The sequence below is a fragment of the Paenibacillus sp. FSL M7-0134 genome (genome assembly GCF_038007865.1).
Classification (GTDB): domain Bacteria; phylum Bacillota; class Bacilli; order Paenibacillales; family Paenibacillaceae; genus Paenibacillus; species Paenibacillus polymyxa_B.
The window spans coordinates 1,756,727-1,770,977 of sequence record NZ_JBBOXV010000002.1 but is presented as its reverse complement, the minus strand read 5'-3'; the positions used below and the strand labels follow the sequence as shown (position 1 = coordinate 1,770,977).

The 14,251-nt window shown below is 45.6% G+C and carries 17 protein-coding genes; all 17 read right to left on the bottom strand.

From position 1 onward, the window contains the following. Nucleotides 1-24: 24 nt before the first annotated feature. Nucleotides 25-1,164, bottom strand: coding sequence for a 1-deoxy-D-xylulose-5-phosphate reductoisomerase (locus tag NSQ58_RS23785; RefSeq protein ID WP_023988212.1), 1,140 nt, complete (start codon nucleotides 1,162-1,164; stop codon nucleotides 25-27). A 145-nt stretch (nucleotides 1,165-1,309) separates the two neighbouring features. Continuing rightward, nucleotides 1,310-2,101, bottom strand: a complete 792-nt coding sequence (locus NSQ58_RS23780) for a phosphatidate cytidylyltransferase (protein WP_023988211.1) — start codon at nucleotides 2,099-2,101, stop codon at nucleotides 1,310-1,312. Nucleotides 2,102-2,118: 17 nt separating this feature from the next. After that, nucleotides 2,119-2,886, bottom strand: a complete 768-nt coding sequence (locus NSQ58_RS23775; protein ID WP_023988210.1) for an isoprenyl transferase — start codon at nucleotides 2,884-2,886, stop codon at nucleotides 2,119-2,121. Between the two features lie 84 nt (nucleotides 2,887-2,970). Next, nucleotides 2,971-3,525 (bottom strand): ribosome recycling factor, encoded by a 555-nt coding sequence (gene frr, locus NSQ58_RS23770; RefSeq protein ID WP_023988209.1) that lies wholly within the window; start codon nucleotides 3,523-3,525, stop codon nucleotides 2,971-2,973. Further along, the gene (gene pyrH / locus NSQ58_RS23765) at nucleotides 3,525-4,253 is read right to left on the bottom strand and encodes a UMP kinase (protein WP_013309918.1); all 729 of its coding nucleotides are present in this window, start codon (nucleotides 4,251-4,253) and stop codon (nucleotides 3,525-3,527) included. Before pyrH ends, frr begins: the two co-directional genes overlap by 1 nt. Before the next feature lie 121 nt (nucleotides 4,254-4,374). Continuing rightward, nucleotides 4,375-5,025 (bottom strand): translation elongation factor Ts, encoded by a 651-nt coding sequence (tsf, locus tag NSQ58_RS23760; RefSeq protein ID WP_013309917.1) that lies wholly within the window; start codon nucleotides 5,023-5,025, stop codon nucleotides 4,375-4,377. A 131-nt stretch (nucleotides 5,026-5,156) separates the two neighbouring features. Continuing rightward, on the bottom strand, nucleotides 5,157-5,855 hold the full coding sequence (gene rpsB / locus NSQ58_RS23755; protein ID WP_013309916.1) for a 30S ribosomal protein S2: 699 nt from the start codon (nucleotides 5,853-5,855) through the stop codon (nucleotides 5,157-5,159). Nucleotides 5,856-6,108: 253 nt separating this feature from the next. Next, the gene (locus NSQ58_RS23750) at nucleotides 6,109-6,756 is read right to left on the bottom strand and encodes an endolytic transglycosylase MltG (protein WP_053325264.1); all 648 of its coding nucleotides are present in this window, start codon (nucleotides 6,754-6,756) and stop codon (nucleotides 6,109-6,111) included. After that, nucleotides 6,753-7,385, bottom strand: coding sequence for a hypothetical protein (locus NSQ58_RS23745; RefSeq protein WP_053325263.1), 633 nt, complete (start codon nucleotides 7,383-7,385; stop codon nucleotides 6,753-6,755). Before NSQ58_RS23745 ends, NSQ58_RS23750 begins: the two co-directional genes overlap by 4 nt. 41 nt (nucleotides 7,386-7,426) lie before the next feature. After that, nucleotides 7,427-7,747, bottom strand: a complete 321-nt coding sequence (locus tag NSQ58_RS23740; protein ID WP_023988206.1) for a hypothetical protein — start codon at nucleotides 7,745-7,747, stop codon at nucleotides 7,427-7,429. Nucleotides 7,748-7,828: 81 nt separating this feature from the next. After that, nucleotides 7,829-9,238, bottom strand: coding sequence for a DUF342 domain-containing protein (locus NSQ58_RS23735; protein ID WP_023988205.1), 1,410 nt, complete (start codon nucleotides 9,236-9,238; stop codon nucleotides 7,829-7,831). A gap of 44 nt (nucleotides 9,239-9,282) precedes the next feature. Further along, a complete protein-coding gene (locus NSQ58_RS23730; protein WP_013309911.1) occupies nucleotides 9,283-10,071 on the bottom strand; it encodes a FliA/WhiG family RNA polymerase sigma factor in 789 nt (262 codons plus the stop codon). Nucleotides 10,072-10,085: 14 nt separating this feature from the next. Continuing rightward, complete coding sequence (locus NSQ58_RS23725; RefSeq protein ID WP_013309910.1) at nucleotides 10,086-10,499, bottom strand: hypothetical protein; 414 nt, start codon at nucleotides 10,497-10,499, stop codon at nucleotides 10,086-10,088. A gap of 2 nt (nucleotides 10,500-10,501) precedes the next feature. Beyond that, on the bottom strand, nucleotides 10,502-10,999 hold the full coding sequence (locus tag NSQ58_RS23720) for a chemotaxis protein CheD (RefSeq protein WP_010346358.1): 498 nt from the start codon (nucleotides 10,997-10,999) through the stop codon (nucleotides 10,502-10,504). Further along, nucleotides 10,992-11,618 carry a chemotaxis protein CheC gene (locus tag NSQ58_RS23715; RefSeq protein WP_023988204.1) on the bottom strand — a complete coding sequence of 209 codons (627 nt, stop codon included), beginning with the start codon at nucleotides 11,616-11,618 and terminating at the stop codon, nucleotides 10,992-10,994. The genes NSQ58_RS23720 and NSQ58_RS23715 overlap by 8 nt, the downstream gene beginning before the upstream one ends. 3 nt (nucleotides 11,619-11,621) lie before the next feature. Then, entirely contained in the window at nucleotides 11,622-12,083 is a 462-nt protein-coding gene (locus NSQ58_RS23710; RefSeq protein WP_007430046.1) for a chemotaxis protein CheW, read from the bottom strand. A 62-nt stretch (nucleotides 12,084-12,145) separates the two neighbouring features. Next, on the bottom strand, nucleotides 12,146-14,242 hold the full coding sequence (locus NSQ58_RS23705) for a chemotaxis protein CheA (RefSeq protein WP_023988203.1): 2,097 nt from the start codon (nucleotides 14,240-14,242) through the stop codon (nucleotides 12,146-12,148). Nucleotides 14,243-14,251 lie beyond the last annotated feature (9 nt).

The following is a 14,251-nucleotide window of genomic DNA, read 5'->3' as shown; positions in this document are numbered from 1 at the left end:
TTCGTTTCTTAACCCAGCATTAGCCTACAACCCCGCAGCTATGCTACGAGTCTCTCCGTCACAGGCTTCAATCGCAGAAAGATCAGGATTAGCCACATTGACATGCCGCTCCAGCACACGTTCAATAATAGCTTCAATATGCAGAAAAGAAATTTCTCCACGCAGGAAACGGGCAACAGCAATCTCATTAGCTGCATTAAAGGCGGTCGGTGCTGTACCACCCATTTTACCACATTCGAAGGCAAGCCTTAAACAAGGAAAACGATTATAATCCATTTCCTTAAAATGGAGTCTACCCACTTCAGCCAGTGACAACGGCTTCGCCGGGGACTTCATACGCTCAGGGTAAGTCAACGCATATTGAATGGGTACTCTCATGTCCGGATTCCCAAGTTGAGCAACAATGCTTGTATCCTGAAACTCAACATAGGAATGAATAATGCTTTCCGGATGAAGCAACACATGAATCTGCTCATAATCAAGTCCGAATAGCCAATGCGCCTCAATGACTTCCAGCCCCTTGTTTACCATCGTTGCTGAATCAATCGTAATTTTGGCCCCCATTGACCAATTGGGATGCTTGAGTGCATCTTCCACTGTAACTTCAAGCAACTGTTCTCTTGTCAAATCTCGAAAAGAACCCCCTGATGCTGTGAGGGTAATATGTGCCACATCTTTCATACGCTCACCATTCAAGCATTGGAAAATAGCTGAATGCTCACTGTCAATCGGCAGCAACGGCACTCCTTTCGCCCGAGCCCGCGCTGTGACCAGATGACCAGCAGTAACCAGTGTTTCCTTATTGGCCAAACCGATCTGTTTTCCAGCCTCAATCGCGGCCAGCGTGGAGTGCAATCCGACACTGCCCATTACAGCCGTCACAACCATATCCGCCTCTGTGTTCGCAGCAAGCTCAACGAGTCCTTCATTTCCCCAATACAGTTCCATTCCAGAAGGCAGTAAAGGACGAATTTCATCCGCCAACTGCCGAGTACCCACAGACACTTTTTTGGGTTTATAGAGATGCGCCTGCTCAGCAAGTAACTTTATATTAGAACCACCTGCTAAAGCCTCAACAGTAAACTGATCCGGGTGCATGGACACTACATCCAGCGTTTGAGTTCCAATAGATCCGGTTGAACCAAGTACCGTAATTCTTTTCATGATGCACCTTCCTATCCTGAAAATCACTTTTAGCCAGGAGCTCATTGTTTGTTATTCAGGCAGCTATGCTACTGGTTCCATCCTTTTAGTAGCGCAGAGTGACAGCATAGAGATTAAGCCTGAGCATAAACTGTAATCAACAGACTCATGGAAGCAGCATCAGCATATGTACAAATGGAAAAACGACAATCCAGCTGTCGCAGCGGTCTAGTATACCACCGTGCCCTGGCAGCAGATTACCGGAATCTTTAATGCCGTACACTCGTTTGTATGCAGATTGTACCAAATCGCCCAGTTGTCCCACAACTGCACATGACAAACCGATGCCGATGGCTTTGCCCCATGGCAGCAGTCCACCTGACAATCCAGCGAATACTAGAGCTATAACCAACGCTAAAACAATGCCGCCAATGGATCCTTCGACCGTTTTGTTTGGACTAATCGCAGGCCATAGTTTTGTCTTCCCTGCCATTTTGCCTACAAAATATGCCCCTGCATCACTTGCCCAAATACAAGCCAACAATAAAAAAGTCCATAACAGTCCATGTTCCATATGACGTGATTCCGCTATATACGAAAATCCAAACCCTATATAAACGGTACCAAGGAATAGTATAGCTACCGTTTGAATTGGGATTTTATTTTTCGTTCCTACCGTGATGATCATAAAAGCTATCATTACCAGCCAAAGCATACTGGCAATGGGTAAGGGTGAGTGCAAACCAAAAGGTTCATATGGAAATACAAAAGCTAATATGCTTACGTATCCGAGTATTGCTGTACCTCCAAAAGGAGATACCTGCGTCATTCGTGCGAACTCATAAAATCCGATTAGGGCCATCGCCAATATAAGCAAATGGTAGGCCAAGCCGCCCCACAGGACCATCGCCAAAAAGAATATGCCTGCCAGAATACCGGTAATTAATCTCTGTCTCAACGGCTTTCATCCTCCATTTACTTCAGTCCGCCATACCGCCGTGTTCTTTGCTGATATTCGATCACTGCTTCGTATAAGTGTTCTTTCTTAAACTCAGGCCAATAAATATCAGTAAACCACAACTCACTGTAGGCAAGCTGCCAGAGCATAAAATTACTAAGTCTAAGCTCACCGCTTGTTCGAATCAGTAAATCAGGGTCTGGCATACCACTAGAAAGCAACGTATTACCGATCAGCTCAGATGTTATATCTTCTGTTTTAAGCTTCCCATCCGCAATTTGACGCCCCAATGTTTGCATGCATTCTGTGATTTCCAACCGACTTCCATAATTTAATGCGAAATTAAGAACAAGTCCGGTATTATTTTCAGTTCGTCGAGTCGCTTCAGTCAGCGCCTCAACGGTATGGGAAGGTAAATGTTCCTTGTTTCCCATCATACGCACTTGCACATTTTTTTCAATCAGCTCATCTAGCTCAATAGCCAGAAATTCCTGCGGTAAGCGCATTAGAAAATCAACTTCGTCCTTTGGACGCGTCCAATTTTCAGTTGAAAATGCAAACAAAGTCAAATACTTAATACCCAGTTCATCCGCCGCAATTGCTGTGCGTTTCACTGCCTTCATTCCATTTTGGTGCCCTACAATCCGCGGCATTCCAATCCGTTTGGCCCATCTGCCGTTCCCATCCATGATGACAGCAACATGCTGCGGAATATTGTCTTTTGAAATGGCCGGTGTTTGCTGTTTTTGTTCCCCGTTCCACCAAGACCGAACCCGTTTGATCATTCCAGTTCCTCCAGCATTCTCTGAAAATGTGCCTCAGGCTTGAAAAGAGACAAACCCCACCGTAAGGGAGGGGCTGCCAATCTTTTAAACTTCCATAATTTCTTTTTCTTTTGCAGCTAAAACTTTATCCACTTCAGCAATAAATTTATCAGTTGTTTTCTGGATATCTTCCTGATATTTACGAGATTCGTCCTCGGAAATATCACTTTTCTCCATTTTTTTGATGTCATCATTTGCATCACGACGAATGTTACGAATAGCGACCTTCGCTTCTTCACCGTTCTTTTTCGTCAACTTCACCAAGTCAGTTCTGCGCTCCTCCGTCAAAGCAGGAATGCTCAGACGAATGGTGTTGCCATCATTCGAAGGTGTCAAACCTAAATCGGATTTTTGTATAGCGCGCTCGATATCGGCCAAGGAAGATTTGTCCCAAGGCTGAATCATCAAGGTCCGGCTGTCAGGTGTATTGACATTCGCCAGCTGGTTGACTGGAGTCATTGCACCATAATACTCTACCTGCACACGGTCCAGTAAAGCTGGTGTCGCCCGTCCTGCACGCAAAGATGCAAGATCACGTTGCAATGCTTGGATTGCTTTTTGCATGCGCTCCTCAGCACTCTTTTTCACAGATTGTGGCATTAATTTACACTCCCTTTGACGATCGTACCAATTTTCTCACCCAGCACGACACGTTTAATGTTACCTTGCTCTGTAATAGCAAAGACAATCAACGGAATATTGTTATCCATGCACAACGAGGAAGCAGTAGAATCCATGACACCGAGATTTTTGTTGAGCACATCCAAATACGTAAGCTGCTCATATTTCTCAGCTGTGCTATCTTTAAACGGATCAGCAGAATATACGCCATCCACTTTATTTTTAGCCATCAGAATCACTTCCGCTTCAATCTCAGCGGCACGCAGTGCAGCTGTAGTATCAGTCGAGAAGAACGGATTACCTGTACCTGCTGCAAAAATTACAACCCGACCTTTTTCCAAATGACGGATAGCTCTACGGCGGATGTATGGTTCTGCAATCTGTTGCATCGCAATGGATGTTTGTACACGCGTAGGTACTTCAATCTGTTCCAAAGCATCCTGTAAGGCCAGTGAGTTCATCACTGTTGCCAGCATACCCATGTAATCTGCCGTGGCCCGGTCAATTCCGTTGGCACTTCCAGCAATACCACGCCAGATGTTACCGCCACCACACACGATAGCAACTTCTACTCCCAGTTCCACCACATCTTTGACTTGTTCAGCAATGGACGCAATCGTATCCGCATCAATACCGTAACCGTTAGGGCCTGACAGCGATTCACCACTAACTTTCAGGACAACACGCTTAAACACAGGTTTTTCCAAATGATCACCCTCCAATATCATTTATACTTTATGTAACAGGATAGGTGTCCTGTTGCAAGAAAAGGAACACTGATGTGTTCCATTTCCGTTTTTTCCATATGCAATTACCGTTCGTTGGTAATTATTGTTTCACTTGAGACATAACTTCTTCGTAGAAGTTGTCTTCTTTTTTCTCCAGACCTTCACCCAGTTCAAAACGAACAAAGCGACGCAAGGAGATGTTTTCGCCAATTGTACTGATTTTTTCGTTGATAAGCGTGGAGATTGTTTTGTCCGGATCTTTGATGAAAGATTGCTCCAACAAACAGAACTCTTCATAGAACTTACCAATGCGGCCTTCAACCATTTTCTCAACGATTTTCTCTGGTTTACCTTCATTCAGAGCTTGTGCTTTCAGGATTTCTTTTTCTTTTTCGATTTCTTCCTGTGGCACTTCTTCACGACGAACATAACGAGGGTTCGATGCAGCGATATGCATTGCAATGTCGCGTACAAAATCTCTGAACTGGTCTGTTTTAGCTACGAAGTCTGTTTCGCAGTTTACTTCTACCAGTACGCCGATACGGCCGCCAGCATGAATGTAGGATTCAACAACACCTTCAGTAGCAATACGACCTGCTTTGTTGGCTGCAGCTGCAAGTCCTTTTTCGCGCAGAACTTCAACCGCTTTTGTCAAATCACCGTTTGCTTCTTCAAGCGCTTTTTTACAATCCAGCATTCCTGCGCCTGTTTTTTCACGAAGCTCTTTTACTGCGCTAGCATTAACTGCCATATTATTTCCCTCCAAATTTGATTTTCAGTGGTATACCGTGCTTTATTCCTTAAAAAAAGGGTAGTGAGAGGTTATACACCTGCCAACCACCCTTTTCATTTAATTCATATAGGTATTTCCTAATGGAAATATTATGCTGTAGTTTCTTCGCCTTGGTTTGCTTCCATAACTGCATCAGCCATTTTACCTGTCAGCAATTTAACAGCGCGGATTGCGTCGTCATTACCTGGGATAACATAGTCGATTTCGTCTGGATCGCAGTTTGTATCAACGATACCAACGATTGGGATACCCAATTTGCGAGCTTCAGCAACCGCGATACGTTCTTTACGTGGATCAATGATGAACAGAGCACTTGGAAGGCCCTTCATGTTTTTGATACCGCCCAAGAATTTTTCAAGACGATCTTTTTCTTTGCGAAGAATGATAACTTCTTTTTTAGGAAGAACTGCGAATGTACCGTCTTCTTCCCAAGCTTCCAGTTGTTTCAAACGGTCAATACGTTTTTGAATCGTTTGGAAGTTAGTCAGCGTACCACCCAACCAACGTTGGTTAATGTAGAATTGACCAGCGCGTGCTGCTTCTTCTTTAACGGAATCTTGTGCTTGTTTCTTCGTGCCTACGAACAGAATTGTACCATTCTCAGCTGCAATGCTTTTTACGAAGTTGTAAGCTTCCTCAACCTTTTTCACTGTCTTTTGCAAGTCAATGATGTAAATACCGTTTCTTTCAGTGAAGATATAACGATCCATTTTCGGGTTCCAGCGACGTGTTTGGTGACCAAAGTGAACCCCAGCTTCCAAAAGCTGTTTCATGGAGATTACTGCCATCTTCACGCACCTCCTAAGTTTGGTTTTTTGTGTGTCCTCCGCCGACATCATTTTTCATAAAGACTTTCCATTAGAAAGCACCCTTTATAAAATTAACCGACGTGCGTTTTTAACACCGTCAATTAATATACCATAACACTTGCATCGTTGCAACCAACTTTTCGACAATAGTTGGAACAACGCAAAATGTGACGTTTTACGCCTCTCATCGAACTTGTCAGCAAGAATAAAAGCCGCCCACTTCCCAGTCTGGTCAGTTGGACGGCTTTTTCGTAATTTTAGTAATGATAGAACTGAAATCCTCACCCTTAGCAAACTGATAGGTACCAGTACGAATTTTGGTATTGATTTTTTGAGCCTTAGCTGCTGCCTCAAATGCACTAGCATCAGATACGACCCCTGCCCGTTGCAATCCTGATGCCACACTTCTCAAATTGCTTCCCGATGCAATGCTATACTGCACTTGTGGGGTGGCAGGCTGCTTGGGGATATTGGGAGTCGGTGTAGTGCCGGATCTTTGAGTTTGCGGCTTATTCGGACTTTGTGGAACCGATGTGCTAGTCGAAGGTTTAGACGCAGTCGAGGATGTGCTGTTTGCAGGTGCCTTTGGTGTTGCCGGCGTTTGAGCTGGTTTAGCCTTTTGGGGTGCAACCGGATTTTTGTTGCCTTCCTTAATCACCTTATTACGCCATTCCTCTTCTGTCATCTTCGGATCAGAACTGTCATTAATCTGAAGATTTAATTCGGCTGCTGCCTTTTCTAACTGCTCTCGCGTCATGTTTTTCGGGTCTATTGAAGATTGCTGCGATTGTCCCTGACCGATCATTGCCAGTTGCAACAGCAATGCCCCCGTTATCAGACCAGTACCCATGCCTAGCATAAATGAACGGTTTTTGATCACGTTACATCCTCCCGCTCCGCGAGTTGCAATATGAGCTGTACTTCACCCCGTTGAATGCCTGATTGCTTGGCTATATAGTCCACTGACTTGCCTTGCTCATGCAGCGCAAACAACTCTTGATAACGATCACGGATGGAATCTGCTTCCTGCTCAGTTTCAGGGTCTTGTAACACCGTCTGCTCCTCCATAGTTATGAGGGGAGCTTCTGAACCAGAGTAGCCTTCCTGCACAGACATTCCAGGTTGCGGACTTTGAAATTGACCATATGCAACCGCTGCCTGATGAGAAGTAGCCGTATGTTGTATTTCCTTAGATACAGGCTCGGTTTGCATAGAGACAGTAGCAAACATAGCCTGGTGCTCAAGCTCCACGATACGGCTCCGAAGCTCAGCTACTTGCTCCTGTAATGCCGCCTGTTTAACTGTATGCTCCTGCTTCATACCCGAAACGAGCTCAATCAACTCGTCATTATCGTTTTCAATATCGGCCATATATTGCTCCAATGTGGCCTCGACCTTTTGGACGACGGCCTCTTCTGTTCCCCGGCTTGGCTGACGCTTAGGCAGAAGCCAGGCGTAGACAACAGCTGCGGCGCCCAGCAGAACAATATAAATCCATGGTTGATCCACTGCCCATCGTCTCCTTTAATAACGCTTCTCCACCTGTCGGATCAGAGCGAAAAATCAATATGGTGTCCCTTGAACGGATGCTCTGCCGGATGCTCCTTAGGTAGCTCAGACTCATCTGAGCGAGAGCGGCTCTGCTGGGAAGAATCTCTGCTCTGCCCTCCTGTTTGCCGCTCACCGACGAATGTTTCCGCAGACTGGTCTACGGCACTGCTTCGCTGACGCATGTTTTCCGTCTCCAACGCGGCCTTTTGTCCAAGCAATGCTTGATCATTCATCGGCCGCTGCTGGGACTCACTTTGGTATTTTCCTGCTTCGCTGGTGCGAGGTACGGCAATTTGCAATTCAACAGCCTTCAAGCTCATTGGACCACACCCTTTCCGATTGGGCATCCGTTCTGTCTTCCAAGGAATACAATGTTGAATGTTGTTTTTCAGTGTGCCGAATTACACGTAGGAGGACATGCTGATGTCTCCTTCGTGATAATAAAACGCCATTCTTTCCACTGAATCTTTAATGAATTTTGTATATCTGCCGATAACTATTTTAGAGCCACCGTAAATTACATTTTTCACTTCTACCCGTGCGCGGCTTGTATCCTCTAATGTTCGTTCAATTTCAAGCATTCTGGACTTGGTTTCCAAAAGCTCCTGTTCATTAGACTTTTTAGTAGATGTCAGCTTGATTCGCATAGCCATTCTTTCAGGTGCAAGCTGTCCGGCGGCGGCAAGCTGATCCAATATGGTAAGAGCCTTATTCGTTTTATCCTGACTGTCTGTCTGCTGCTTCAAACGTGCGCGGAGTTCTGTCAGTTCATCGCGCAGTTCGGGAAGCACACCAACTTCGATAACAGTAGCTGTGGACATCGTATTACCGATGGTACGAGCCACTACCTTTTTACCAGCTTGTACACTGCCACCTACGATAAGCCCTTTGGTCCCCTCACAGAGTACATTTACACTCGCTTTAATCTGGGAATGCATGATGCTCTGGGATACAAGTATATCGCCTCCGGCAATCACGTTACCATCTTGTATGAATGAGCATTTGACATTTTGTGCAGCTTTCACGAACCCCTTATGGTATCCGATAATACCGCCACTGATTTCCACTGAACCTTCCGCCTCAATTTCAGCGCCTTCCACACCACCGATGACACGAATGTCGCCAGCCGCCCGAACACGAAAACCAGTCAAGACATTCCCACGAATGACGACGGTTCCAACAAAATCAATGTTACCGACACTATAATCGACGTCCCCGTTCACTTCATATACAGGGAATACATTAAGTTTGCCCTTTTCAGTCGTAGTCACCAGTCCGTCAATAGCCGCATACATCGCAACACCTTCTGGATGGATCACTACATTTTTTCCGACTTTAAAACGCGCCTCTTTACCTGGAAGAAAAGGAATTTCCTCTCCGGTTACAGCAATCCCCGGTACACCAGGCACAGGATCAACCCGTTCGGCAATCAGTTGACCACGTTTTACATTTCTTAAACGAGTTAATTCTTTATAATCCACCCGTCCATCCACGGTTTCAAGCGGCTTATGTGCATCTTCGCCAGTCACAATATCAGCCAGATTAATTTTTCCGTCTGTGCCATGGATCGGCTGCTTTCCCTGAGCAATCAGTAATTTTCCGAAGAAATGATCTTCCGGACTTGCCGCAAATACACGAATTGCATCGGTCATTAAACCGTAGGATATTTTTTGGTTGCTTAGAAAACGCTCTAATTCTTCCACAGAACAGGCAAAGCCTTCTTCACGTTTGGCAAACTCCAAGTAGGCGGTTTGTTTGTCAGGTGAGACAACCACTTTTAAAAACTGGTCCAAAGCATATTGCTTCTCCACAAGGGTGCTCCTTCCGTCTAACTGTTACTGTAACCTCCCGTACGTTAATCTTTACGCATTAGCAAATCCCGTTGTTTGTCCAATGTCGCTCTCAGACGTAATATTGCTTTGGAATGCAACTGTGAAATTCGCGATGGAGATAGCGACATGACCTCAGCGATTTCACTGAGTGACAAATCCTCGTAATACAATAAAGAAACAACGATACGTTCTTTTTCAGTCAATTTATCAATGCCTTGTGCAAGGGCATCACGAAGTGTAAATTCATTGACCTTATGATCCGGATTTTTCGCCTTCTCGTCCACCAAAAGGGAAAGCCGTGTTTCCGATTCCTCTTCGCGGATCGGGTCCTCCAGTGAGACAATCGACATAACGGCGACCTCCTGGATCATATTTTGAAACTCTTTCTCAGAAACGTCCAAATAATGACTCATCTCTTCGTCGCTTACCGTGCGTAGATATCTTTGTTCCAAATGTTGGTAGGCATCCTCGATTTTTTTCGCTTTTTCCCTAACTGAACGAGGAACCCAATCCCCTTGACGAAGACCATCCAAAATCGCTCCACGAACACGCCAAGAAGCATAGGTCTCAAACTGCAAACCACGCTCATAGTCAAATTTCTCTAAAGCGTCAATCAAACCCATAACGCCATTACTCGCCAGATCATCCTTGGATACATTTTTAGGCAAGCCTACTGCAAGACGGCCTGACACATATTCCACAATATGGAGATACTTTTCAATTAACTGTTTTTTTGCTTCCTTGTCACCGTGTTCTTTCCATTGTTCCCATAGTTCGGAATGGTTTAAATGAGCGGCTTTTCGCTCGTTCATCGGCTTCACCCTCCTTATTTGTCTGTCAGGTGACGAACGGCCTTGGCCAATTCTTCAGGGTCCTTGTTGGAAACCAGCTTAGGTGGGTTTAAAGGTGCGAAACCATTATTCCCCTCGTCCGTCTGCTCTGGTTTCGGTTTCAGCAATTCATTCAGGTCTTCATTTTCGTCTGGTGTCGTCAGGTCCAGGTTCCCCCCTACGCCATCTACCTGAGAGCTTGCCCGGCTTTGGGCATTCCCCAGATCTGGCCGCGCCACAACACCTAGTGTCCAGCGCAGCACAAATGCAAGTAGGAACCAAAAAACGAAGGCGATCAAGCCACGAATTAAGCTCGTGGTCAGCAGATTGCTGCCAACGGACAACACAAAAGTCAGAATAAATCCGACTACTCCAGACCAAAGATTAATGCGTAAGCTGCCAAATAACATGTTTATAATTCCTTTACACCTTTTTGTACGCTTCGAATATTCAAAACGCCAGTTTCAGAGTCCAACTCAATCGTTCGTCCATAATTGCCACCTGTGTCCTCCGCAATCAAAGGAATGCCGAGATCTACGAGCATTTCCTTGCATGATTCTACATTACGTGGACCAATCCGCATGGTGTCTCCACTACCAGCAAAGGCGAACATCTGCGCTCCCCCTGCCATTTTGGCAATCAGCCTGCGTCGTTCAGCACCCAATTTCAGCATCCGCTCAAATAACTCGGGCAGCGCCGTATCGGCGTATTTAGCAATATTCAGTTGCCCTTCACGTGCAATATCCGAGGATGGTAGCATCACATGTGCCATACCTGCCAATTTCAAATGAGGATCGTAGAGAGTCAATCCGACGCAGGAGCCAAGTCCTGTCGTGCGAATCGAGTTCGGGTTACTGGTAACATTTAAGTCAGCCATACCGACTTTAATGATGCTTTTATCCTCAATCATCGTTCATCGGGACTCCTAACGACCTAAAGATTTTCCCGAACGATTCTGGATCAGGAATCAGGAAAAATTGACCCTCTATCTGATTCTGCCCTTCCAGAAACGATGTGTCAATCAATAATGCAGCATCCCCCATCTGCCCAAACTGCAGCAGTCCATAGCTGAGAATTGCTCCTGCCATGTCTAACGCCAGCGCAGGGACTGTTGGATACATAGATAAACGCGTAAAGTCTGCCAGCGAAGACAGGTATGAGCCCGCTAAAATGTTTCCGATCTCCGACAGGGCTGAGTGCTCCATTTCGTTAAAACTGTCCTCGTCATCTGAAGGAATATTCGCCAAACGGGAAAGTAAGCTTTTTGCCGCCTGAGGCTGCAATATGAAGAATAGATTCCCGGGGGCTTCCCCTTCTACCCTAAAAAATATTGCAACAACAAGTTGCTCATAGCCGCCGACTTTCTCGGCAATTTCCTCAAAGGGCAGCATTTGTACTTTGGGGACACCCATATCGACCGGTTTATTGAGAAGCCGGGAGAGCGCTGTAGCAGCGTTCCCCGAGCCAATGTTGCCGACTTCTTTCAACACATCCAACTTGAAGTCTTCAAGATTTCCGAGATTTTCCATATGTTAATCCTCTAAGCCTTCCAGTTGGTTCATCTCGCTACGATTCAGGACTTCGGACAAGTTCAGCATAATCAACAAGCGCTCTTCACCAATTTTAGCAACTCCGCGAAGGTATTTAGCCTTAACTCCGCCAATCACTTCCGGTGGTGTCTCGATATTGTCAGTATTCAGGTCAATAACGTCATTCGCTGAGTCAACGATAAAGCCGACTTGCATTTCACCCACTGCAACGATAATGATGCGAGTTTGATCGGTATATTCAGCTTCAGGCAATCCAAATCGGCCACGAAGATCAATAACCGGAATGACTACGCCTCTCATGTTGAATACGCCTTTAACAAAATCGTAGGTTCTTGGAACCCGTGTAATCGGCACCATGCGTTCAATAGATTGGACTTTTTCTACTTCAACACCGTATTCCTCTTCACCAAGCTTAAATACGATAACTTTAATTTCTTCTCCCATGTCTAAAAACCCTCCTTATTGATGTCAGCAACTTCACATTTCTTTCATTTCTGATGAAGACATTATTTAATGAAAACATTCGGGTCAATGATCAAAGCTACCTGACCGTCACCCAGAATCGTGGCGCCTGAAATTCCTTGGATGTTTGGAAGGTATTTGCCCAGATTTTTAAGGACAATTTCACTTTGCCCCAAAAAGTCCTGTACGGAAAGAGCTGCCAGACGGTCTCCCTTGCGGATGACCACGACCTCTGTCTCTTCTTCTTCATCTTCATTGAAGTCCGGTACCTCAAACAGCTGACTCAAGGAGATGAGCGGGATATGAGAATCGCGGAAAGCAATCATTTTATTGCCATGTACAGAACGAATTTGTGTCCGTTTGACGATCGCAGTTTCCACAATGGAGGACAATGGAATCGCATATTTTTCAGAACCGATCTGTATCATCATGGCTGCAATAATGGATAGGGTCAGCGGCAATTGCACAGAGAAATTAGTGCCTTGGCCCAGTGTAGAGTGAACCGTAACATTGCCACCCAAAGCGGTGATTTTGGATTTAACAACGTCCAAACCGACACCGCGTCCTGATACATCTGAAATGACTGCAGCTGTGCTAAAGCCCGGAGCAAACAATACCTGATAGGCTTCCTCGTCGGTCATGACCGCTGCCTGCTCTGCCGTCAAAATCCCTTTGGAAATAGCACTGTTTAGTACCTTATCGCGATTAATACCATTTCCGTCATCTTCAATCTCGATGAATACGTTATTTCCGCTATGGAAAGCACGCAAGTTAACCGTTCCTGTCTCAGGTTTACCAGCTGCTATCCGATCGGCTACCGACTCAATGCCATGATCCACGGAGTTACGAAGCAAATGCACCAGAGGATCGCCAATTTCGTCGATAACAGTGCGGTCCATTTCAGTCTCTGCTCCAGTAATAACCAAATCAAGTTTTTTATCCAGCGATTTGGCCAGATCGCGCACCATACGCGGGAAACGATTGAAAACAGTATCTACTGGTACCATCCGCAATTTAAGAACGACGTTTTGCAAATCGCTGCTCACACGACTCATGTGCTCTACGGTTTCTGTCAGTGCTGGATTGGAAGCTTCACTTGCCAACTGCTCTAAGCGCACACGGTCAATAAGCAACTCGCTAAATAAGTTCATAAGTACATCCAGACGTTCAATATCTACACGAATCGTACGGTTATGCGTAGGCGCAGCTGCCTTAGCTGCTGGCGCCTTACCTGCAGCTGGCTTAGCCACAGAGGCCGCAGCTGGAGACTGCGGCTGGGAAGGAGCAGGTGGTTGCACGGCAACAGGAGCTTCCTGTACCGCAGCAGTCTCAGCCAGTCCAGCAGTAACTTCGCTCATTTGTTTAAGTGATTCCTGATCTAGTTGTACCACTGAGACAGTCTCAATTTCAGAGATACCCGCGATTTCCTTTTCCAGCTCCCCAACTTCTTTCTGCGTTATGTAATATAACGAGAAGCTTTGCTCGAATTTCTCCTGCTCAATATCCTGTACCGACGGATAGGCCTTGACGATTTCACCAGAGTTTTCCAGCGTATTGAACACCATAAAAGCACGTGCCGCCTTCAACTGGCTCTCTGAGCTGATTGTTACCTGTATATAGTGAACACGATGTCCTTCAGAAATAGATTGCTCCAGTACAGAATACTGGAACTGATCCAAGACAAGCCCAGCACTATCGTTTTTGTCCACTTTTTTAGATGGAGACTCCTCAGTGGCAGCATTTGCGCCAGACTTTTGGAAATCCCCGCTCACGATGGATTGTAGTGAAGATACAATAGAGGAGACATCCGCTTTTCCGTCGCCTCCCTCTGTAATGTGCTGCACCATGGACTCCAAAGCATCCAATCCTTTAAATAAGGTATCGAATATAAATTCATGCATCGCCAACTTGTTGTTACGTACCAGATCAAGAACGTTTTCCATTTGGTGAGTGAGCGATGCTAGGTCTTCAAACCCCATCGTAGCAGCCATTCCCTTGAGGGTATGCGCAGAACGGAAAATCACCTGAACGATGCCTAGATCGGTTGGATTGCTTTCCAGTTGAAGCATTTTTTCGTTAAGAGATTGCAGATGATCATTCGACTCATCAATAAACATGTTTAAATATTGGTTCATGTCCATTGTGAGACA